Below are 21,176 nucleotides of genomic sequence, written 5' to 3' on the forward strand. Positions count from 1 at the left end.
GATTAATTTTTACGCCTATAATCCCACGGCATTTCAAATTTACCTTGCCAAATACCTAATTTGTTATTTTTGGCATTAATTTCATCTGAAACATATTTTTTTGAATACTTTCTATATGCTGCTGCATAACCATTTGAAACCATCCAAGAATTTAAATTTATATTTTTTTTAAAACACTCGCCTATTAACCTTTTATACCTATCAACGTCTATAATATTACAATTCAATTTTTTATTATTAATCTTTTTAATTAACTTTTGAGTAGATACTTCTCCACACATATAATCTTTAGTAAAAGACATAAAAGATATTGTTAAATAAGTTTTTTTACATTTTTGTTTTTTTTCAGGTGCATCAATACCGTATAATCGAATTTTTTTTTTATTAATCTTGATTGTATCTCCATCAACAACTTTAGCAAAACCTGAGATTTTATTTATATTTTCAGATCTTACATCGTTATATGTAAGTATAAAAAATATAGATGAAATAATTATCAAAATTATTAATTTCTTTTTTGTATAAAACATTAATCGATAGTTAATTTGTTGTTAATATAATATTTAACATAAAAGAATAGTAAGATTGATATTAACCATTGCAATATTGCCCAGATATAAAAGAAAGTTTTAAAGTCTGCATCAATAGAACGTGCTATATAATAAGATAAAAATGGAACCAAAACGTTCCTTAATATATTGTTAATCATTGCTTTCTCAGATTTTTTTAAAGCCATAAAGAAACCATTTGATAGAAAAAAAATTGGGTATGCTGGTAAGATAAATGCAGAAATTTTTAAATACATTGACCCATATTCAATAACTTCCGTGTTAGAAGAGAAAAATTTTGGCATTAAATCTGCAGTTACAAACACCAATACTCCAGAGGCTAACATTATAATCAAGCCGTATTTTACTGATGTAAAATAAGATTGCTTTACTCTATCATAATATTTCGCACCTATATTCTGTGCAATAATTGATATTATTGCTGTATTTATCCCTAATACAGGCAGTAAGACAACCTGCTCTATCCTTGTTGCTGCTCCATAACCAGCTACAGCATATTCTCCTGTAAATGCAACATAAGTAAATACAATCGTTGCAGCAATTGAATACCCAAGAATAGCTATTGTGATTGGCATTGATTGGAAGAAAATGTTTTTAATGTAGAAAAATTTAATCTTAAAATTTTGAATAGTGATCTCTTTAATACGTTTATTTTTTAACAATTTAATTAAAACGATTATTAGAGAAAGAAATTGGGCAATCAAAGTTGCATAACCTATACCCGCAACACCAAAAGCTGGGATAAATAAAAATCCAAATATAAATATTGGATTTAATAGAATGTTTAAAAAAAAAGATAATATAAGAGCATTTCTATATGTAACTGTATCTCCCTCAGCATGAAGAAATGAATTTAAAGCAACAACCAGAATAAAGAGAATAGTTCCATAAAATATTACATTAGTGTACTCAAGGCCAAGAGTAATTACCTCTCTAGATGAATTCATTGTTAAAAATAATTTTTCAGAAAAACTAAATCCAATTATTGATACAATTATTGAAATTATTACTGAATAAAGAATGATATTTGTAAAATAACCTAATACATTTTTTTTATTTTTTTCCCCAATACTACTACCAATTAATGAAGTCCCAGCAACAGTGACACCAATAGACGTGGCAATAATTAGAAAGTAGATTGGAAAGGATTTACTTAATGCAGATAAAGCTTCAGGTGAAATTTTCCCAGCATAAAAAGTATCAACTAAAGTGTATAATGTTTGAAATAATGTCCCAACACTTGCTGGTATTGCAAGTTTTTTTATAAGTTGAGAGACGTCATCTTTTAATAAATTCATTTCTTTAAACTAAAAATATTTTAATATTCTTTTTGAAAGATATGACTTTTTCCAGTTTTTTTGGCAAGGTTAATTTGTTTTTGTCTCATTCTAAATCTCGATTTTTGATCATTTGTTAAATTATCGTGACAATTTGGACAAGAAACCCCTTCTTCATATTTTTTAGATTTTTTATCTTTTAAAGAAATAGGTTTTCTACAACCACTACACATTGAGTAAGAACCTATTTTCAAACCATGCTTTAAACTAATTCTGTTGTCAAAGACAAAACACTCACCTTTCCATAAACTTTTTTTTGGGTCTGTTTTTTTTAAATAGTTTAAAATACCACCTTTTAGTTGATAGACATTATTGTAGCCTTTATTTTCTAAATAGACTGACGCTTTTTCACACCTAATACCTCCAGTACAAAACATAGCAATAGGTTGATTTTTTTTTAATTTTTTAAGATATTTTGGAAAATCTCGAAAATTATCTACATCTGGATTAATTGAACCTTTAAAAGTTCCAACTTTATATTCAAAAGGTTTTCTCGCATCAATTAAAACTGTTTTTTTATCTTTAATTAATGAGTTCCACTTTTGAGGGTTAACATGACTATCTTTTTTTTTAATTCTCTTTTTTAAACTTAAATCCATTGGAACCACTTCTTTTTTAATTTTTACTTTTGGTTTATGAAATGGCTGAAAAGAGCTTTTTGAATTATTAATGCTATCAAATTTTTCAAATTTAAATAATTTGTGTAAATAACTTTTAATTAATTTAATATCTTTGTTTTTTCCGGAAATTGTTCCATTTAACCCTTCATTGGAAATAATAATTGTTCCACGTATGTTTTTATTTAATAATTGATTAAGAAGTTTTTTTTGATTTTTCTTTAAATAAGAAATTTTAATAAACTTATAAAATCCAAAAACATCAAACATTACAATTTTCTACAAACTGTCATACCATCACCTAATGGAACTATAATTTTTTCAACTCTTTTATCTTTAGAAACATAATTATTAAAATCTTTAATAGTTAAAGTGATTTTGTCATCACTATTTTCATCGACAACTTGACCATACCATAGAACATTATCAATTATTATTAAGCCATTTTTCTTTAATAATATTAAAGATTTTTCATAATATTCTTTATAATTTTTCTTATCAGCATCAATAAAGATTAAATCAAAATCATTTTCTTTTATTTTGCTCAAACTTTCTAAAGCAGGTTTAATTATTGTTTGAATTTTATGACCTTGTTTTGCTTTTTCAAAAAATTTTATTGCAATTTCTTTAGTTTCTTGATTTTTGTCCAAAGCAATAATTCTACCATCTTCTGGTAAAGCAAGAGACATTGACAAAGTACTTAAGCCAGTAAAAGTTCCGACCTCTAGTATTTTTTTAACATTAGATGTTTTTACTATTAAGTGTAAAAATTGAGATTGTGAGATAGATATTTGCATCCTTTTAATATCTCCCAGAGTCTCATTATAAGAAATAATCTCTTTTTGAACTGGATGAAGATCTAGTCCATTATTTAAAATGTACTCTTGAATTTTGTTACTATTTTTTAGGTCTGAGCCCATAAACCTAAAGTTTTTTCTTTAAAATCTCATTTACTAACTGAGGGTTAGCTTTTCCACCTGAAACTTTCATTACTTGTCCAACAAAGAAGCCAAATAATTTAACTTTACCAGATTTATATTCAGTAGCTTTATCTCTATTGCTATCAATTACTTTATCAATTAAAGCCTCTAAAGCTTTTGGATCGCTTTCTTGTTTTAAACCTTTTTCTTCAACAATTTTTTTAGGATCCTTGTCCCCTTCCATCATTTGTTCAAAAACAGTTTTTGCAATTTTTCCTGAAATTGTCCCATCCTTAATTAAATTAATTAATTTTGATAAATTACCAGCACTAATTGGACTATCGGTTATTTCTAAATTTTTTTCATTAAGTGCAGCAAATAATTCACCTATGATCCAGTTTGTTGCTAATTTAATGTCAGATTTTTTAACAACATCTTCAAAATAATTTGAGGTTTCTATATCTGAAACCATGATATTTGCTTCATATGGAGTTAATTTAAATTGATCTATAAATCTCTTTTTCTTTTCATCAGGTAACTCTGGTATTTCTGATTGCAAATGATTTATGAATTCATCAGAAACTTCTAATGGTAATAAATCAGGGTCTGGAAAATATCTATAATCATGAGCATCTTCTTTTGATCTCATGGATCTTGTTTCATTTTTTTTAGTATCAAAAAGTCTTGTTTCTTGATCAACAGATTGTCCATCTTCAATTAAATCAACTTGTCTATTTGCTTCATATTCAATAGCCATTTGCATGAATTTAATAGAATTAACGTTTTTGATTTCACATCTAGTACCAAAATCTTTTGTTCCTTTTTTTCTCACAGAAACATTAACATCTGCTCTCAAAGATCCTTCCTGCATATTACCATCACAAGTTCCTAAATATCTCATTATTGATCTTAATTTCTTTATATAAGCATTAACTTCCTCTGGTGATCTTAAATCAGGTTTGCTAACAATTTCCATTAAAGCTACACCTGACCTATTTAAATCAACAAAGGTGTTTTTTGGATCTAAATCATGGATACTTTTACCCGCATCTTGTTCTAAGTGTAATCTTTCAATACCAACCTCTTTTTGACCATCCGGCATATCCAAAATAACTTTACCTTCACCAACTATTGGGTCCTTAAATTGAGAGATTTGGTATCCTTGTGGTAAATCAGCATAAAAATAATTTTTTCTATCGAATACTGATCTTTTGTTAATTTTAGCTTTTAATCCTATTCCAGTTTTAATTGCTTGCTTAACACAAAATTCATTAATCACTGGAAGCATTCCAGGAAAAGCAGCGTCTACTAAACTTACCTGTGTGTTTGGTTCAGCACCAAATTTAGTAGCTGACGTAGAAAATAACTTTGATTGGGAAAGTACTTGAGCATGAACCTCTAAACCAATGACAACTTCGTATTGATTATCATTTCTATTGATTAAATATTCTGACTTTTCTTTACTCACTTAATCCACCAATCAGTAATTTTATTTTTAAAATTAATTTTTTCTTCCATTGCATAAGCGATGTTTAAGATATTTTGTTCATCAAATGCTTTTCCAATAATTTGTAAACCTAAAGGGTAACCTTTGCTATCATGACCAGCTGGAATAGAAATTCCTGGTAAACCTGCTAAATTTACAGGAACAGTAAAAATATCGTTTAAGTACATTGAAACTGGGTCATTTGTTTTTTCACCAATTTTAAAAGCAGAACTTGGCGTTGATGGAGTTAATATTGCATCTACTTTTTTGTACGCTTCATCAAAATCATTTTTAATTAGTTTTCTAACTTTTTGAGCTTTCAAATAATATGCATCGTAATAACCTGAAGATAAAACATATGTGCCTATCATTATTCTTCTTTGAACTTCGGCTCCAAATCCCTCTGATCTAGTTTTTTCATACATATCAATAAGGTTTTCTCCATCAGCTCTAAAGCCATATTTAACACCATCATATCTTGCAAGATTAGAAGATGCTTCAGCTGGTGCCACTATATAATAAGTTGGTAAAGCATAATTTGTGTGTGGAAGAGAAATGTCAATTATTTCCGCACCACAATCTTTAGCATACTCAATACCTTTCTGCCAAAGATCATCAATTTCTTTTGGCATTCCATCAACTCTATATTCTTTTGGTATACCTATTTTTTTTCCTTTAATGTCTTTTGTTAATTCTTTGCTGTATTGGTTTCTTTTAAAATCAATAGAAGTTGAGTCTTTTTGATCGTATGAGCTAATTACCTCTTGCAACAATGCACAATCTTTTACGTTTTGAGCCATTGGACCAGCCTGATCAAGAGAAGATGCAAAAGCAACTATTCCATATCTAGAACAACTACCATAAGTTGGTTTTAAACCCACTGTACCTGTAAATGACGCCGGTTGTCTAATAGATCCACCTGTATCAGTTCCAATTGTAATTGGAGTTAATTGTGCTGCTACAGCAGAAGATGAACCACCAGATGAACCACCTGGAACTAAATTTTTATCAATAGGATTTTGAACATTGCCAAAAAAACTTGTTTCATTTGATGATCCCATTGCAAATTCATCGCAGTTTAATTTACCAATAAGAATTGCTCCCTCATTCCAGATATTCTGAGTAACAGTAGACTCATAAGTAGGTACAAAATTGTTTAATATTTTGCTACCAGCTGTTGTTCTTACATTAGCTGTACAAAATAAATCTTTTACAGCCATTGGTATTCCTGGTAATTTTAAATCCAATTTTGGGTTGTCATCAAATTTTTTAGCTTTTTCTAAAGCATTACTAAAATCTTCAGTAATATAAGTGTTTAATTCTTTTGATTTTTCTGATCTATCAACAAAAGCTTGGGTAATTTCTGAAGAAGAAAGTTTTTTTTCTTTAATATTATTAACTAATTCAGAAAGTGTTTGCTTGGTTATATCAGACATTATTCTATAACTTTTGGTACAACAAAATAATCTTCATTATCTTTTGGAGAATTTTTTATTATTTGTTCCCTTAAATTTTTACTTTTAACTTCATCAGGTCTTAATTTTAAAGTCGTTTCAGCCACTGATGTAAGTGGTTCAACATTTTCAGTTTTAAGTTCATTGAGTTTTTCAATGAAATCAAAAATTGAATTCAAATCACTAGCAAGTTTTTCAGCTTTTTTCTCATCTACTGAAATTCTTGATAATTTAGATATATGCTTTATGGTTTTAAGATCGATGCTCATATGATATTTAAATATGACGCAAACTATCACTATAGTTTAAAATATACAACATGATCACAATAGAAGAATTTAAAAAAAAACAGTCAGAAAAATGTCGTTTGATAGGTTTAGATTTGGGCTCAAAAAGAATTGGTGTATCAATTTGTGACGAAAAGCAATTAATTGCTACCCCTTATAAAACTATACATAAATCAAAAAATAATGAATTAATTGAAGAGTTAAAAAACATTATTAAAGAGAATGACATCAAGGCAATTATCATTGGTTATCCTTTAAATATGGATGGATCTTCAGGCTCTTCAGCACAGTCAGTCAATGATGTATCTAAAAATATAGATAAAGAGATAGATGTTGATGTATGTCTCTGGGATGAAAGGCTATCAACTGTTGGGGCTTTTAATTTATCAAGCCAATTAGATGTTAATGTATCTAAAAGGGAAAAGAATATAGATCAGAACGCAGCAGCTTTTATTCTTCAGGGAGCCATAGACTATCTAAATAATTAATCCTTGCCATTCCATGGCTTTATAGTTATAGAGTTAATTTTAATGGCAAAAAACATCAAAGCTATTAAAATTTCTCAAAAACATTTGTTAGGTATCCAAGATCTATCAGTTAGTGATATTAACTACATTTTAGATGAATCTGAAACTTTTATTAAATTAAATCAGAGCAAGAACAAGAAAATTGATGTTCTTAGAGGCAAAACTCAAATTAATCTATTTTTTGAACCATCAACAAGAACACAAAGTTCATTCGAGTTAGCTGGAAAAAGACTTGGTGCTGATGTGATGTCAATGAATATGAATAATTCAGCAATTAAAAAAGGTGAAACTTTAATTGATACAGCAATGACTCTAAATGCGATGCATCCTGACATTATTGTAATAAGGCATCAAGATTCTGGGGCATGCAATTTATTATCTCAGAAAGTAAATTGTGTAGTATTAAATGCTGGTGATGGAAGGCGTGAGCACCCCACTCAAGCATTACTGGATGCTTTAACAATAAGAAATAGAAAGAAAAAAATTGAAGGATTAAAAATTGCTATATGTGGAGATATTCTTCACTCAAGAGTCGCAAGATCAAATATTTATTTACTAACAATGCTTGGTGCTGAAGTAAATATTGTTGCTCCCACAAATTTGATGCCAAAAGAAATTGAAAAGTTTGGTGTCAATACTTTTACCGATATGAAAAAAGGACTGAAAGATTGTGACATTGTAATGATGCTAAGATTACAAAATGAGAGAATGACAAGTTCTTATTTATCATCAAATAGAGAGTATTATGAATATTACGGTTTAACACCTGATAAATTAGATCATGCTAAACCTGATGCGCTAATAATGCATCCTGGCCCGATGAATAGAGGTATCGAAATAGATACCAGATTGGCAGACGATATAAATAAAAGTGTAATCAAAGAACAAGTTGAACTTGGAGTTGCTGTAAGGATGGCCTGTTTAAAAATATTTTGTGAATAAATGAAAAAACAATACTTTATTAACGCAAATATAATTGATCCCCAAAATTCAATTAATGAAAATGGAGGACTAATTGTTGGAGAAGAAGGTAAAATTGAAGCAGTAGGAAAAAAAGTAAATACAAATAATTTACCATCTAGAGAAAAACCAATTGATTTAAAAGGAAAACATTTATTCCCTGGTTTAGTTGATATGAGAGTTTTTGTTGGAGAACCTGGGTATGAGTATAAAGAAAATTTCAGAACTTTAAGTAATGCAGCTCTATCTGGAGGAGTAACATCCGTAGTAACAATGCCTAATACAGATCCTGTAATTGATAATGTTTCAATTGTAGATTTTTTAAAAAGAAGAGGACGAGATAAATCCAAGATTAATATATTTCCATGCGCATCTCTTACACAAAATGTAGAGGGAACTAATATGACAGAATTTGGATTGTTAGCTAGTAAAGGGATTATAGCTTTTACAGATGGTGTAAAAACAATTCAAAATACTAGATTAATGTCAAGAATAATGAATTCAGCAAAAGATTTGGGATGCCTAATAATGCAACATGCTGAGGATTATGAGTTGGCAAAAAATGGTATGATAAATTCGGGTATAATCGCTACAAAACTTGGGTTATCAAGTATACCAGATGTGGCTGAGAGAATAATTATTGAACGAGATTTAACATTGTTAGAAAAAGTAAAGTGTCGATATCACATATCCCAACTATCATCAGGCAAATCAGTAGAAATCATTAAACAAAGAAAAAATGATATTAAATTTTCTTGTGGAGTTTCAATAAATAACCTTTCCTTAAATGAAAATGATATTGGAGATTTTAAAACATTTTTAAAATTATCTCCACCATTGAGAAAAGAAGAAGATAGATTGGCTTTAGTCCAAGGATTAAAAGATAAAACAATTGATGTCATTGTTTCAGATCATAAACCAGAGGATGAAGAGTCAAAACGATTGACATTTTCGCAAGCAGCAACAGGTGCCTCAGGTATTGAAACTTTATTGTCTTTAAGTTTGGAACTATTTCATAATGGATCTGTAAAACTTGAAACAATAATCCAAGCACTAACATCTAATCCAGCTAAAATTTTAAATATCAATAAAGGAAATCTTTCAATTGGTAATGATGCTGACTTTTGTATTGTTGATATAAATAAACCTTGGATTGTAAAAAAAGAAAATTTAATTTCTAAATCCAAAAATACGTCTATTGAAGACAAAAAACTTCAAGGAAAAGTAACCAATACATTTGTAAAAGGTAAAGAATTATTTAAGATATAAAAATGGAATTATTAACAATAGGTATTATCTCATACCTAATGGGTTCTATCCCTTTTGGGTTAATATTAACTAAAATTTTTTTAAAAAAAGATATCCGAGATATTGGATCAGGTAACATTGGTGCAACAAATGCTTTAAGAACAGGAAATAAATTTATTGGTTATTCAACTTTAATACTTGATATAGTTAAAGCAGTTATTCCAGTTTTATATGTAAAGGTAAATTTTCCTGATCTGATTTATGTATCAGCTTTATGTGCTTTTCTGGGTCATGTTTTTCCAGTTTGGTTAAAGTTTAGAGGTGGTAAGGGGGTAGCAACTTATGTTGGTATATTGTGCAGTATGAATATAATGTTTGGAATAATTTTTGGTATTTGTTGGCTTGCAACTTTTTTTATTTCTAAATTTTCATCATTAGCATCGCTAGTTGGATCATTCTCAGTTCCTATTTATTTATTACTTTTTGATGTTGCAGAAAATGAAATATTTTATGGAATAATGTTTATTTTAATATTTTATACTCATAGAGAAAATATTAAACGACTGATAAATAAACAAGAAAACAAGACTAAAATTTATTAATTTGACTATCAAACACTTTTAAGTAGTTTGTTAAATTATGAATCTAGTCATAGTTGAAAGTCCTGCAAAAGCTAAAACCATCAACAAATATCTTGGTGATAATTATACTGTTTTAGCTAGTTATGGTCATATAAGAGATCTACCATCGAAAAATGGATCTGTTGATCCTGATCATAATTTTAAAATGGAATGGGAAGTTGATAGTTTTTCAAAAAAATATTTAAAAGAAATAACTGATGTTGCAAAAGAATCCTCTAAAATAATACTTGCCACTGACCCTGACCGTGAAGGTGAAGCTATAGCTTGGCATGTTAAAGAGTATCTTGATGAAAAAAAACTTCTAAAAGATAAAGAAATTGAAAGAGTTGTTTTTAATGAAATAACCAAAAAAGCAGTAATTCATGGCATTGAAAATCCACGGCAAATCGAACCATTGTTGGTAGATGCATACATGGCAAGAAGAGCTCTTGATTACTTGGTTGGTTTTAATATTTCTCCAATACTTTGGACTAAACTACCTGGGTCAAAATCAGCTGGAAGAGTTCAGTCTGTAGCTTTAAAATTAATCACTGAAAGAGAGCATGAAATAGAATTATTTAATCCAGAGGAATTTTGGACACTTACTCTTAAATTTGGAGATGATAATAAAAATACTATTAATGCGAGCATCTCACAATTAAATGGTAACAAAATAGAAAAATTTACTTTTAGAGACAAGAATAGCATTGAAAAAGCAATCAAAGAAATAAAAGAGAAAAAATTTCAAATAACAGATATTTCATCAAAAGTTGTAAAGAGAAACCCCTCAGGTCCATTTACAACTTCGACATTACAACAAGTAGCATCTAGTAGATTAGGTTTTGGAGCTTCAAGAACAATGCAAATTGCACAAAAACTATATCAAGGTGTTGAGATTGATGGGGATACTGTGGGATTGATTACTTATATGAGAACAGATGGAACTAATTTATCAGCTGATGCAGTAAATGATTTTAGAAATTTTATTAAAAATGAGTATGGTAATGAATATTTACCTGCTTCCGCAAATAATTATTCTGGTAAAAAAGCTAAGAATGCACAAGAAGCTCATGAGGCTATTAGACCGACAGATATAAATAGAGCGCCCGACACTCTAAAAAAATATTTAAGCAGTGATCAACAAAAACTATACAATTTAATTTGGTCCAGAGCTTTATCCTCACAAATGGAAGTTGCCCAATTTGACAGAAATACCATAACAATAGAGTCAGAAGATAATCATACAATATGTAAGGCAAGTGGCTCTGTATTAAAATTTGATGGTTTTTTAAAAGTTTACTCAAATACAAGCAAAGATGATGATGAAGAAATTTTACCAGAAATGTCTAAAGGACCAATTAATATTGAGGCATTAATAGATGAACAACATTTTACACAACCACCTCCAAGATATTCTGAGGCAAGTTTAGTCAAAAAATTAGAAGAATTGGGAATTGGTAGACCTTCTACTTACGCAAGTATAATTTCCACAATAGCTAACCGAGGTTATGCAGAAATAATAAATAAAAGGTTTTTCCCCACAGATCGTGGCAAACTCATCTCTGCATTTTTAGAAAAATTGTTTTCTAAATATGTTGATTATAACTTTACTGCAGGTCTGGAGGATCAATTAGATGAAATTACATCAGGTAAAGAAAGTTGGATAAAAGTTTTAGAGATGTTTTGGAAAGATTTTAATAATAATGTTTCTGAGGTTAAAGAGAAAAGAACAAGAGAAGTGTTAGATCTTTTAAATGAAAGTTTAGGAGCTTTAATTTTTGATACTGATAAAGATGGAAATATTGTCCGAAAGTGTCAGCTATGTGATACAGGTTCACTAAGTCTTAAAAATAGTTTTAGAGGTGGAGCTTTTATTGGATGTTCAAATTATCCAGAGTGTAAATTTACTAGACCCTTGTCTAAGGCAAAAGCAGCAGCTCAATCGCAGTTAGCGGAACCTAAATTTTTAGGAAAACATGAGAATGGTAATGATATATATCTGAAAAATGGAAGATTTGGTCCCTATCTTCAATATGAAAAACTTAAGGAAGAAGAATTAGAAGAGACAAAAACTAAAAAAAAGAAAAAAACCAAAAAATCTAAAACAGATGTTAATGAATTAATTAAAAATGTTTCTATACCAAAAGGTTTGGAGTTAGAAAGTATAGATTTAGAAAAAGCTCAGTTTTTATGCTCTCTACCAAAATCAATTGGAGTCAACCCTGATAATCAAAAAGAAATTATTTTAAATACTGGAAGATTTGGTCCTTATCTTAAGTGTGAAAATAAATCTGCTAGAATAGAAAATGTAGAAGAAATTTTCTCTATAGGATTAAATCGAGCAATTACCCTCATTGCTGAAGCGAAACCAGGCAGAATGTCTTCTTCAATTATTAAGGATTTAGGAGAACATCCGGAAGATAAAAAACCAGTTAGGGTTATGAAGGGACAATATGGTCCTTATATTAAATATAAATCTTTAAATGCAACAATTCCTGAAGAAAAAGATCCAACAGAACTTACAATGGAAGAGGCTTTAATCCTTATTGAGAAAAGGAAAGAATACGATAAAACTAAAAAAAAGAAAAAAACTAAAAAATAATGAAAATTAAATTATTTGTTTATTTATTAATTTTGACAATAACTAATGTTAACTTATCTATAGCAGATGATTGTAATAAATTTGATAAATTAAGCAAAGAATATACAAAATGTACGGCTGAATTAATTAAAAATAAGACTTCTGAAAAATATAAAGAAGGGAAGAAAAAACTTAATAAATTAAATTTAAAAGAGAAACTAATTAAATTTAAAAATAGCAAATCACACAAAGAATTCACGGAGAAATAAAATGAACTTTGAAAAAAAAATAAAAGAATTAAATATTAATTTACCAGAAGCAAAACCTCCTGTTGGCTCATATGTTGCGACTAAAAAAACTGGTAATCTACTTTTTATATCAGGTCAAATTTCTATAAATGAAAATGGAGAACTAATTAAAGGAAAAGTTGGAAAAGATTTAAGTACAGATCAAGCATACGAAGCAGCAAAAAGATGTGGATTAAGCTTAGTTGCTCAAGCAAAAGCTGCTTGTGATGGTGATTTATCTAAAATAAAATCATGTATTAAATTAACAGGATTTGTTAATTCAACTGATGACTTCATTGAACAACCAAAAGTAATAAATGGAGCTTCAGATTTAGTTGCTTCAATATTTGGAGATGCTGGTATGCATACAAGAGCTGCAGTAAGCACTAATAGTTTGCCTCTTGGAGTTTCTGTAGAAGTTGATGCTATATTTGAATTAAACTAAACTATCTTCCGATACCAAAATAATTGATATTCAATTTTTTCATTTTAGTTGGAGAATACATATTTCTCATATCATAAACCTTAAAATTTTTCTTATTAACTAATTTTCTAAAATTCAATAATTTAAAATCATTCCATTCGGTATGTAAAATTATTAAATCAGAATTCAAACATGCAGGTTTTATTTTATCAAAATATTTAACATTTTTTAAATTTTTAAATTCTTTTTTTTCACCCGAGGGATCAAAATATCTTATCTTACAATTTTTTTTATTAAAATAATTAATCATTGGTATACTAGAAGCTTCTCTCATATCATCGGTGTTAGGTTTAAAAGTTACACCAAGAAATGTAATTGCTTTATTTGAAAGTTTATTATTTAATATTTTCTCAACTCTTTTGATTGATGAAAATCTACGTTTATCATTCGATGAAACTACAGTTTTAACTATAGACAAATCAGTATTAAATTTTTTACCTGTATCAATTAAAGCTCTAGTATCTTTTGGAAAACATGATCCTCCATAAGCTGGTCCTGCTCTCAAAAATCTATCTCCAATACGCTCATCTGAGCCCATACCAAGAGATATATCTTTAACGTCTATACCCGTTTTTTCACAAAGGTTTGCAATCTCATTAATAAATGTAATTTTTGTAGCTAAAAATGCGTTTGAAGCATATTTAATTAATTCGGCACCACGACGAGAAGTATTAAAGTATCTGCTATTTTTTTTTATTATAGGCATATAAAGTGTCTTTAAAATTTTATCAGCTTTTTTACTATCAGTTCCAATAATAACTCTATCTGGGTAGACAAAGTCTCTAATAGCTTCACCTTCTCTTAAAAACTCAGGATTAGAAACGACATCAACTAATTTTCTTTTTTTTAAATTTTTTAAAATGTTTTCAATTTTATCGCCAGTAGTAACTGGAACTGTAGATTTGGTTATTATAATTTTATAACTTTTAATTATTTTTTTTAATTCTTTTGCAACACTAAACACATATTTTAAATCAGCTGAATTGCTATTTTTTTTAGTTGGAGTTCCAACACATATAAAAATTATATCAGAACTTGAAACTGCTTTTTTTAAATCTGTAGTAAATTTCAAGCGATTTTGTTTGTAATTTTTTTTTAAAATTTCCTCTAAACCAGGCTCATAGATAGGAACATTACCTTTATTCAATTCTTCTATTTTTTTTTTATCTTTATCTACACAGTAAACGATATTACCAACATCAGAAAAACAGACACCACTTACCAAACCAACATAACCAGTTCCTATCATGCAAAGTTTCATAGTTTTCCTATTTCTTTATTTGAATTAATAAATCCTTGCATTGTCCCACAGTCTAAATAGTTTCCTAAAAAATTATGAGCAATAAATTTTTCGCCTTCTTTAATTAAAGTTTGAATGGCATCTGTTATATGTATTTCACCACCATTAGCAGGTTTTTGCTTAGCTAGTTTTTTAAATATAGTTTTAGGAAGAATGTACCTTCCTATAACAGCTTTGTTTGAAGGAGCTTTTTTAACGTCAGGTTTTTCTACCACACCATCAATGAAATAATCATTTTTTGAAATTTTTTTATTTAAACTATAGATACCCCATCTTGAAACTGTTTTGGAATTAACCTTCATGCTAGCCATCACGGATGCTTTATGTTTATGATGAACTTTAATCATATCTTTAGAACAATTTTTTTTTATTATTAAATCATCTGGTAATAACATTAAAAAATATTTATCCTTTATATATTTTCTTGTTTTAAATACAGCATCACCCGTTCCATTAGGTGTATTTTGATATACAAACTTTATTAATTTTTTATATTTTAATATTTTTTTATATTCAGCAATTATTCTAGAATCTTTTTTCTTTTTTATAATTTTTTTATAAAAAGCGTCACTGTAGAAATAATTTTTAATCATCTTTTTTTTATTTGATATGATAAAGACAACTTCTTTAATCCCAGCTTCAATGCACTCATCTAAAATATATTCAATTCCAGGCTTTCCATTTATTGGAAGAAGTTCTTTTGCAAAAACACTTGTTAAAGGCAAAAGCCTAGTTCCTTGACCTGCTAAAGGAATAATTGCTTGTTTAATCATATAAATGTTTTACTTATCTAGAATTTTAATACAAATGAAAATTATATTAAATAATAATTCATTATTTAAATCTTTAAGGCCTTTTAATAATATTGGCTTTGTTCCAACAATGGGAAGTATTCATGAAGGTCATTTATCACTTATAGATAGATCAAATCGAACTTGCAAAAAGACAATAGTAAGTATTTTTGTTAACCCCAAACAATTTAACAACAAAAAAGATTTCAAGAATTATCCCACTAATATTAAAGAAGATATTAAAATTTTAAAAAAAACTAAAAAAGTTGATTTCTTATACATCCCAAAATTCAAAGATATTTACAATAATAGTAAAAAATCAAACATAAAAATCACAAAAAAAGATAAAGTTTTATGTGCCAAATATAGAGAAGGTCATTTTGAGGGTGTACTAGATGTAATGGGAAGACTAACTAATTTAGTAAATCCAAAAAAAATATTTATGGGTAAAAAAGATTATCAACAATATTTCTTAATAAAAAATTATCTAAAAAATAAATATAAAACTTCTATTATTCCATGCAAAACTATTAGAAATAAAAACAAAATAGCGTTGTCTTCAAGAAATAATCATTTGGATTTAAATGGAATTAAAAAAGCAAGTGTTTTAAGTAAAAGTCTAATTAAATTAAAAAAAAATTTAGAAAATAGTAAAAAAATAAAACAAAATTTAAGAATTCAAATGAAATATTTTGAGAAATTTTTAAAAATTAATATTGAATACTTAGAATTAAGATCAATTAAAAATCTTAAAATATCTAATACTGTTAAAGGCTCACGTTTATTTGTTGCGTATTATATTGATAACGTAAGATTGATTGATAATTTTTAAAGAAAGTAAGCCCCAACACCTAAAAATGAGACAAAACCTATAACATCAGTAATGGTGGTAACAAAAACACTCGATGCAATTGCGGGATCAATATTCATTTTTTTTAAAGTAAAAGGAACAAGTATACCAAACAGTCCAGCTATAATCATCGTAAGTACCATTGATATTGAAATGATTATTGAAAGAACACTATCTTGAAACCAAATTTGAACTATTAAAGCACTTATGGCAGCAAATATAATTCCATTTAATATACCAATTGAAAATTCTTTAAAAACATTTGATGAAAAATTATTTTGAGTTAAATCATTTGTAGCAATTGTTCTGACTGTAACAGCTAATGTTTGCATTCCTGCATTTCCACCCATTGAAGCAACAATTGGCATCAGGAAAGCAAGGACAACCATTTGCTCTATAGTTGCTCCAAACAAACTAATACACCAAGTTGCCAAAAAGGCTGTAAATAAATTCAATAAAAGCCAATTAAATCTTCTTTTAGTTTTTGTAACAACACCATCAGTAATTTCCTCATCACCTACACCTGCAAGTCTTAATGCATCTTCTTCAGCCTCTTCTTTTAGGACTGTAAGAACATCATCGTTCATAATCATTCCTACCAATTTATTATTTTTATCTACTACGGCTGCTGAATTTAGATTGTAATTTTCAAATAGATTGGCCACCTCTTCTTTGTCCATATCAACAGGCACTAATAGTTGAGATTCTGACATGATGCTTGCCATTTTTGTATCTCTTGGTGAAGTAAGTACTCTTGATGATGGAACTGTTCCAATAGGTTTAAATTCTTCATTAACAATAAAAATTTCCAAAAATTCTTCAGGCAGATCTTTATTTTCTCTTAAATAGTCAATTGTTTGACCTACAGACCAGTTGCTTGGTATAGCTGTTAATTCACGCTGCATTAATCTAGCAGCAGTATCTTCTGGATAGCTTAAACTTTCTAACAAAGCAAATCTGTCTTTAGGTGGTAATGAGCTTAATATAGTGTTCTTGTCTTCCTCAGGTACATTTTCTAAAATCGAAATAGCGTCATCTGACTCTAAATTGGTAAGAATAGTTACAATTGAATCTGAAGATAAATATTTAATTATTTCAGTTTGTATAGACTCATTTAATTCTACAAAAACCTCTGCATCAATATTAAAATTATTTAGTTTAATTAAACTTTCTCTATCGCTTATACTTAAGTGTTCAATTATGTCTGCAGCATCAGCAGGGTGCATTTCATTGAATGAATCGTTAATAAATTTTGCATCATTGTCAGCTATTTTAGAGGTAACAACTCTCAAATATTCTTTATTGAATTCAAAATTTACTTTTTTATCTTTAGTTTTTTTAATTAAAGACATAAATGTATCTATAATTTAGTTGTGCACTATTAATACATAATTAAAATATTACAAATTTTAAATGGATATAGAGATCAAAAAGTCAATAAAACCGGTAAATTATTTTGAGGCAATTGATCTATTAGAGTCTAGATTAAAAAATATTGCAGCTAATAAAGAAAAAGAATTAATTTGGATTTTAGAACATCCTGAAATTTTTACTGCAGGTACATCATATAAAGAAAATGAAATAATTGATAAATCAATTGATCTATTAAAAACAAACAGAGGTGGAAAAATTACGTATCATGGTCCTGGTCAATTAATTTGTTATTTTGTTATTGATCTAAGAGAAAAAAAAGACATTAGAAAATTTATTACAACTATTGAAAATACAATTATTCAAAGTTTAAAAAAATATAATGTTGAAACGTTTCCTGATAAAGAAAATATTGGAATATGGTATAAAAACAAAAATGAAACTCAAAAAATTGCTGCTATAGGTATTAGAGTGAGAAAATGGATTGCATATCACGGATTTGCAATAAATGTTGATAACAACTTAGAAAATTATAAAAAAATAATACCTTGTGGAATTTCCGATAAAGGTGTTACAAATTTAAAAAAAATTTTAAATCAAGATTATTCTAACTTGAATAATGAAATTATTGAAAATTTTATTTCAAATTTGAAAAACTAAGTCTTTTTGATTTTAACAACTTTTTGAAATATTCTGGCAATAAAGCTGAATAAGTATGCTTCATATCATTTATTTTAAATTTAATTTGATATGAGTGCAGCATAAGATTTTTATTTATACCTTTATCTGACTTAGATAGTTTATATTTCGTATCTCCAAATATAGGATTACCAACTGCAAAAAGTTGTTTACGTAACTGATGTTTTCTTCCAGTTATTGGTTTTAACTCTAATAAAGATGCTTCAGAATTTTTATCTATTACTTTGAATATAGTTTTTGCTTTTTCTACTAACTTTTTATCACCATCATATCTTATTAAGTCATCATCCCAAACACCTGTGTTTTTATTAATTTCTCCTTGGCATATGGCAAGATAAGTTTTATGTACTTTTCTTAATCTGAATAATGATGTTAGTAGCTGCGCACTCTCTCTATTTTTTGCCATTATAAATACGCCAGATGTATCTTTGTCTAATCTATGAACAGAATAAGGTTTTGTTCCTTTAAAAATTTCACTCTTTGCAAAAATATCAACTAAGTTTTTTTTAGATTTTGTACCACCTTGTACTGATATTCCTGCTGCTTTATTTAATACAACAAAATTATCATTATCATCAATAATTTGATCTTCGTTTGATTTTATTATTTCTTTAGTTGGTAAAAATTTTATTTTTTTTTGTTCTACTCTTTCTTTAAATTCAATATTAAATATATTTATCTGATCTCCTTTTTTTATTTTGTGAGAACTTTTAACTTTTTTTTTGTTAATTTTAATTTTTCCTGTCCTAAGATATTTTTCAATTAAACCTTGAGGTATTTTTCCAATATTTAATCTCATCCATCTATCAATACGCATATCATTACACGTTGAATCAACGATGTATGACTTGTTCATGACTTAGGATTTAAGCTGTAGATTGTTTATTTTCTTCTGTTTTTGGAGCTTCTTTTGACGTATCTTTTTTCTTCTTATCTACTCTTTTTGCTTCAATATCTCTATCTACAAATTCTATAATTGCCATTGGAGCATTATCACCATATCTGAAACCCGCTTTAATAATTCTAGTGTAGCCACCTTTTCTATTTGAATACCTTTTAGAAAGGGTTTTTTTTACTTTATTAGCTGATTTAATATCCTGCAGTTGAGACACAAGCATCTTAGTTGTTTGCAATGTATCTTTTTTACCTAAAGTAATAATTTTATCAGCTTGAGGTCTTAAAAACTTTGCTTTTGGCAATGTAGTTTTAATCTGTTCATATTTTATTAAAGAATTTAACATATTCTTTAACAGAGCCTTTCTATGCTCAGAAGTTCTATTTAACTTTTTGTTGGCTAAGCCGTGTCTCATTATATTGCTTCCTCTAATTTTTTAGACATTTCTGCAATATTATCTGGTGGCCAGTTTGGTATTTCCATACCTAAATACAGAGACATTCCAGTTAAAACTTCTTTAATCTCATTTAAAGATTTTCTTCCAAAATTTGGTGTTCTTAACATTTCACCCTCAGATTTTTGAACCAAATCACCAATATAAATTATGTTGTCATTTTTTAAGCAGTTCATTGATCTAACTGATAGCTCTAATTCATCAACTTTTCTTAATAAATTCTTATTAAACTCAGGTTCAGATGAAACTTCTTTTACTGGAGCTTCAACTGGCTCATCAAAATTAACAAACATTTTCAACTGGTCTTGAAAAATCCTAGCAGAATACGCAACGGCATCTTCTGCAGAAATTGAACCGTTAGTCTCTACTTCCATTGTTAATTTATCATAATCAAGAGCCTTACCTTCTCTTGCTGTGCTAACAGAATAAGAAACTTTTTTTACAGGACTATACAAAGAGTCAATGGCAATTAAACCTAGTGGTGGCTCCTCTGGTTTATTTAGCTCAGCTGGAACATAACCTTTTCCAGTGTTTACATTCATTTCCATGTGAAAAGTAGTGTTTTCATCTAAGTTACAAATTACTAACTCAGGATTTAATATTTCTACATCCGTCACAGGAGCAATGTCTGAAGCTTTTATTTCACCCGGACCTTTTGCGTCTAAAACTAATTTTTTTGTACCTTCAGAATTACATTTTAAAGCTAGTGATTTAACATTTAATACTATGTCCGTTACATCTTCTCTTACACCTTTAATTGATGTAAATTCATGTAGAACACCATCTATTTGTATCGAAGTAACTGCAGCTCCTCTGATTGAAGAAAGCAAAATTCTTCTTAAGGAGTTTCCTAAAGTTAATCCGTAACCTTTTTCTAAAGGCTCAGCTATAATCTTAGCATGTGTTAAGTCATCACTAATTTGAACATCTAATTTAGATGGTTTAATCAAAGATTTCCAATTTTTAACATTAACGTTTTCTACTTCCATTAAACTCTCCTTTTTTTTGGTGGTCTAGTTCCGTTATGAGGCATCGGTGTTGTGTCTTTAATTGACAAAATTTTAAAACCTCTTGCTTGTAAAGCTCTTAATGCTGTTTCTCTTCCTGAGCCAGGCCCTTTTACTTCAACAGATAAAGTTTTCATTCCATACTCTAATGCTTTTGATGCTGCGGAGTCCGCTGCTATTTGAGCTGCATAAGGTGTAGATTTTCTTGATCCTTTAAATCCTTTCTGTCCAGCAGATGCCCAGGATATTACATTTCCATTTGTATCAGCAATTGAAATTATTGTGTTATTAAATGTTGACTGCACATAAGCAATTCCATTTAAAATATTCTTTTTTATCTTTTTCTTTTTTGAATAGGAGCTCTTTGCACTTTTTTTAGAAGATTTTTCTACCTTCTGATCTTTATTGTCAGTTTTTTCTGTTTTTGCCATT

23 protein-coding genes are annotated in these 21,176 nt (G+C 28.3%); 9 read left to right on the top strand and 14 right to left on the bottom strand.

All coding sequences use genetic code 11. From position 1 onward, the window contains the following. Window positions 1–2 precede the first annotated feature (2 nt). The 7 genes from ACTTAW_RS05555 to gatC are packed head-to-tail and all read right to left on the bottom strand — an operon-like array spanning window position 3 to window position 6,652. Entirely contained in the window at window positions 3–530 is a 528-nt protein-coding gene (locus ACTTAW_RS05555) for a thermonuclease family protein (protein ID WP_440651463.1), read from the bottom strand. Further along, entirely contained in the window at window positions 530–1,867 is a 1,338-nt protein-coding gene (locus ACTTAW_RS05560) for an MATE family efflux transporter (protein WP_440651464.1), read from the bottom strand. The genes ACTTAW_RS05555 and ACTTAW_RS05560 overlap by 1 nt, the downstream gene beginning before the upstream one ends. A gap of 20 nt (window positions 1,868–1,887) precedes the next feature. Beyond that, window positions 1,888–2,793: an oxygen-dependent tRNA uridine(34) hydroxylase TrhO gene (gene trhO / locus ACTTAW_RS05565; protein ID WP_440651465.1), complete on the bottom strand. Its 906-nt coding sequence runs from the start codon at window positions 2,791–2,793 to the stop codon at window positions 1,888–1,890. Next, the gene (locus tag ACTTAW_RS05570; RefSeq protein ID WP_440651466.1) at window positions 2,793–3,443 is read right to left on the bottom strand and encodes an O-methyltransferase; all 651 of its coding nucleotides are present in this window, start codon (window positions 3,441–3,443) and stop codon (window positions 2,793–2,795) included. Before ACTTAW_RS05570 ends, trhO begins: the two co-directional genes overlap by 1 nt. 4 nt (window positions 3,444–3,447) lie before the next feature. After that, entirely contained in the window at window positions 3,448–4,911 is a 1,464-nt protein-coding gene (gene gatB / locus ACTTAW_RS05575; RefSeq protein WP_440651467.1) for an Asp-tRNA(Asn)/Glu-tRNA(Gln) amidotransferase subunit GatB, read from the bottom strand. Next, complete coding sequence (gene gatA, locus ACTTAW_RS05580) at window positions 4,908–6,365, bottom strand: Asp-tRNA(Asn)/Glu-tRNA(Gln) amidotransferase subunit GatA (protein ID WP_440651468.1); 1,458 nt, start codon at window positions 6,363–6,365, stop codon at window positions 4,908–4,910. The genes gatB and gatA overlap by 4 nt, the downstream gene beginning before the upstream one ends. Further along, on the bottom strand, window positions 6,365–6,652 hold the full coding sequence (gatC, locus tag ACTTAW_RS05585) for an Asp-tRNA(Asn)/Glu-tRNA(Gln) amidotransferase subunit GatC (RefSeq protein WP_075506772.1): 288 nt from the start codon (window positions 6,650–6,652) through the stop codon (window positions 6,365–6,367). The genes gatA and gatC overlap by 1 nt, the downstream gene beginning before the upstream one ends. A 50-nt stretch (window positions 6,653–6,702) precedes the next feature. On the opposite strand from gatC, the gene ruvX reads away from it, so the two are divergent. Genes ruvX through ACTTAW_RS05620 form a run of 7 tightly spaced genes read left to right on the top strand, consistent with a single transcriptional unit; the run spans window position 6,703 to window position 13,338 of the window. Then, on the top strand, window positions 6,703–7,158 hold the full coding sequence (gene ruvX / locus ACTTAW_RS05590) for a Holliday junction resolvase RuvX (protein ID WP_440648566.1): 456 nt from the start codon (window positions 6,703–6,705) through the stop codon (window positions 7,156–7,158). A 42-nt stretch (window positions 7,159–7,200) separates the two neighbouring features. Then, window positions 7,201–8,139 (top strand): aspartate carbamoyltransferase catalytic subunit, encoded by a 939-nt coding sequence (locus ACTTAW_RS05595; protein WP_262589128.1) that lies wholly within the window; start codon window positions 7,201–7,203, stop codon window positions 8,137–8,139. Next, the gene (gene pyrC, locus ACTTAW_RS05600) at window positions 8,140–9,426 is read left to right on the top strand and encodes a dihydroorotase (RefSeq protein ID WP_440651469.1); all 1,287 of its coding nucleotides are present in this window, start codon (window positions 8,140–8,142) and stop codon (window positions 9,424–9,426) included. 2 nt (window positions 9,427–9,428) lie between these two features. Next, window positions 9,429–10,007, top strand: coding sequence for a glycerol-3-phosphate 1-O-acyltransferase PlsY (plsY, locus tag ACTTAW_RS05605; protein ID WP_440651470.1), 579 nt, complete (start codon window positions 9,429–9,431; stop codon window positions 10,005–10,007). 37 nt (window positions 10,008–10,044) lie between these two features. After that, complete coding sequence (gene topA / locus ACTTAW_RS05610; RefSeq protein ID WP_440651471.1) at window positions 10,045–12,627, top strand: type I DNA topoisomerase; 2,583 nt, start codon at window positions 10,045–10,047, stop codon at window positions 12,625–12,627. Beyond that, window positions 12,627–12,875, top strand: coding sequence for a hypothetical protein (locus ACTTAW_RS05615; RefSeq protein ID WP_440651472.1), 249 nt, complete (start codon window positions 12,627–12,629; stop codon window positions 12,873–12,875). Before topA ends, ACTTAW_RS05615 begins: the two co-directional genes overlap by 1 nt. Window position 12,876: 1 nt before the next feature. Next, window positions 12,877–13,338, top strand: a complete 462-nt coding sequence (locus ACTTAW_RS05620) for a RidA family protein (RefSeq protein WP_440651473.1) — start codon at window positions 12,877–12,879, stop codon at window positions 13,336–13,338. Between the two features lies 1 nt (window position 13,339). Here the strand turns inward: ACTTAW_RS05620 and ACTTAW_RS05625 are convergent, their stop codons facing one another. Next, window positions 13,340–14,638 (bottom strand): UDP-glucose dehydrogenase family protein, encoded by a 1,299-nt coding sequence (locus ACTTAW_RS05625; protein ID WP_440651474.1) that lies wholly within the window; start codon window positions 14,636–14,638, stop codon window positions 13,340–13,342. Next, window positions 14,635–15,450, bottom strand: a complete 816-nt coding sequence (locus tag ACTTAW_RS05630) for a sugar phosphate nucleotidyltransferase (RefSeq protein WP_440651475.1) — start codon at window positions 15,448–15,450, stop codon at window positions 14,635–14,637. Before ACTTAW_RS05630 ends, ACTTAW_RS05625 begins: the two co-directional genes overlap by 4 nt. A 4-nt stretch (window positions 15,451–15,454) precedes the next feature. Between ACTTAW_RS05630 and panC the strand changes: the two genes are divergently transcribed. After that, on the top strand, window positions 15,455–16,300 hold the full coding sequence (gene panC / locus ACTTAW_RS05635) for a pantoate--beta-alanine ligase (protein WP_440651476.1): 846 nt from the start codon (window positions 15,455–15,457) through the stop codon (window positions 16,298–16,300). Here the strand turns inward: panC and mgtE are convergent. Then, window positions 16,297–17,670 (bottom strand): magnesium transporter, encoded by a 1,374-nt coding sequence (mgtE, locus tag ACTTAW_RS05640; protein WP_440651477.1) that lies wholly within the window; start codon window positions 17,668–17,670, stop codon window positions 16,297–16,299. The two genes, panC and mgtE, sit on opposite strands and share 4 nt — an antisense overlap. A gap of 61 nt (window positions 17,671–17,731) precedes the next feature. Between mgtE and lipB the strand changes: the two genes are divergently transcribed. Next, window positions 17,732–18,349 (top strand): lipoyl(octanoyl) transferase LipB, encoded by a 618-nt coding sequence (gene lipB / locus ACTTAW_RS05645; RefSeq protein WP_440651478.1) that lies wholly within the window; start codon window positions 17,732–17,734, stop codon window positions 18,347–18,349. On the opposite strand, the gene ACTTAW_RS05650 is transcribed toward lipB, so the two are convergent. The 4 genes from ACTTAW_RS05650 to rpsK are packed head-to-tail and all read right to left on the bottom strand — an operon-like array spanning window position 18,327 to window position 21,175. Continuing rightward, window positions 18,327–19,244, bottom strand: a complete 918-nt coding sequence (locus tag ACTTAW_RS05650; RefSeq protein WP_440651479.1) for an RluA family pseudouridine synthase — start codon at window positions 19,242–19,244, stop codon at window positions 18,327–18,329. The genes lipB and ACTTAW_RS05650 overlap by 23 nt on opposite strands. Before the next feature lie 10 nt (window positions 19,245–19,254). Continuing rightward, window positions 19,255–19,698: a 50S ribosomal protein L17 gene (rplQ, locus tag ACTTAW_RS05655; protein WP_440651480.1), complete on the bottom strand. Its 444-nt coding sequence runs from the start codon at window positions 19,696–19,698 to the stop codon at window positions 19,255–19,257. Continuing rightward, window positions 19,698–20,726: a DNA-directed RNA polymerase subunit alpha gene (locus tag ACTTAW_RS05660; RefSeq protein WP_075506787.1), complete on the bottom strand. Its 1,029-nt coding sequence runs from the start codon at window positions 20,724–20,726 to the stop codon at window positions 19,698–19,700. Before ACTTAW_RS05660 ends, rplQ begins: the two co-directional genes overlap by 1 nt. Continuing rightward, window positions 20,726–21,175, bottom strand: coding sequence for a 30S ribosomal protein S11 (gene rpsK, locus ACTTAW_RS05665; RefSeq protein ID WP_075506788.1), 450 nt, complete (start codon window positions 21,173–21,175; stop codon window positions 20,726–20,728). The genes ACTTAW_RS05660 and rpsK overlap by 1 nt, the downstream gene beginning before the upstream one ends. Between the last annotated feature and the right edge of the window lies 1 nt (window position 21,176).

The organism is Candidatus Pelagibacter sp. HIMB1495 (assembly GCF_052047955.1).
Lineage (GTDB): Bacteria > Pseudomonadota > Alphaproteobacteria > Pelagibacterales > Pelagibacteraceae > Pelagibacter.

Excerpts from the sequence above, each read along its gene's own strand:
- ACTTAW_RS05555 (WP_440651463.1), bottom strand. The coding sequence starts at position 530 with ATGTTTTATACAAAAAAGAAATTAATAATTTTGATAATTATTTCATCT.
- ACTTAW_RS05560 (WP_440651464.1), bottom strand. The coding sequence starts at position 1,867 with ATGAATTTATTAAAAGATGACGTCTCTCAACTTATAAAAAAACTTGCA.
- trhO (WP_440651465.1), bottom strand. The coding sequence starts at position 2,793 with ATGTTTGATGTTTTTGGATTTTATAAGTTTATTAAAATTTCTTATTTA.
- ACTTAW_RS05570 (WP_440651466.1), bottom strand. The coding sequence starts at position 3,443 with ATGGGCTCAGACCTAAAAAATAGTAACAAAATTCAAGAGTACATTTTA.
- gatA (WP_440651468.1), bottom strand. The coding sequence starts at position 6,365 with ATGTCTGATATAACCAAGCAAACACTTTCTGAATTAGTTAATAATATT.
- gatC (WP_075506772.1), bottom strand. The coding sequence starts at position 6,652 with ATGAGCATCGATCTTAAAACCATAAAGCATATATCTAAATTATCAAGA.
- ruvX (WP_440648566.1), top strand. The coding sequence starts at position 6,703 with ATGATCACAATAGAAGAATTTAAAAAAAAACAGTCAGAAAAATGTCGT.
- ACTTAW_RS05595 (WP_262589128.1), top strand. The coding sequence starts at position 7,201 with ATGGCAAAAAACATCAAAGCTATTAAAATTTCTCAAAAACATTTGTTA.
- pyrC (WP_440651469.1), top strand. The coding sequence starts at position 8,140 with ATGAAAAAACAATACTTTATTAACGCAAATATAATTGATCCCCAAAAT.
- plsY (WP_440651470.1), top strand. The coding sequence starts at position 9,429 with ATGGAATTATTAACAATAGGTATTATCTCATACCTAATGGGTTCTATC.
- topA (WP_440651471.1), top strand. The coding sequence starts at position 10,045 with ATGAATCTAGTCATAGTTGAAAGTCCTGCAAAAGCTAAAACCATCAAC.
- ACTTAW_RS05615 (WP_440651472.1), top strand. The coding sequence starts at position 12,627 with ATGAAAATTAAATTATTTGTTTATTTATTAATTTTGACAATAACTAAT.
- ACTTAW_RS05620 (WP_440651473.1), top strand. The coding sequence starts at position 12,877 with ATGAACTTTGAAAAAAAAATAAAAGAATTAAATATTAATTTACCAGAA.
- ACTTAW_RS05625 (WP_440651474.1), bottom strand. The coding sequence starts at position 14,638 with ATGAAACTTTGCATGATAGGAACTGGTTATGTTGGTTTGGTAAGTGGT.
- ACTTAW_RS05630 (WP_440651475.1), bottom strand. The coding sequence starts at position 15,450 with ATGATTAAACAAGCAATTATTCCTTTAGCAGGTCAAGGAACTAGGCTT.
- panC (WP_440651476.1), top strand. The coding sequence starts at position 15,455 with ATGTTTTACTTATCTAGAATTTTAATACAAATGAAAATTATATTAAAT.
- mgtE (WP_440651477.1), bottom strand. The coding sequence starts at position 17,670 with ATGTCTTTAATTAAAAAAACTAAAGATAAAAAAGTAAATTTTGAATTC.
- lipB (WP_440651478.1), top strand. The coding sequence starts at position 17,732 with ATGGATATAGAGATCAAAAAGTCAATAAAACCGGTAAATTATTTTGAG.
- ACTTAW_RS05650 (WP_440651479.1), bottom strand. The coding sequence starts at position 19,244 with ATGAACAAGTCATACATCGTTGATTCAACGTGTAATGATATGCGTATT.
- rplQ (WP_440651480.1), bottom strand. The coding sequence starts at position 19,698 with ATGAGACACGGCTTAGCCAACAAAAAGTTAAATAGAACTTCTGAGCAT.
- ACTTAW_RS05660 (WP_075506787.1), bottom strand. The coding sequence starts at position 20,726 with ATGGAAGTAGAAAACGTTAATGTTAAAAATTGGAAATCTTTGATTAAA.
- rpsK (WP_075506788.1), bottom strand. The coding sequence starts at position 21,175 with ATGGCAAAAACAGAAAAAACTGACAATAAAGATCAGAAGGTAGAAAAA.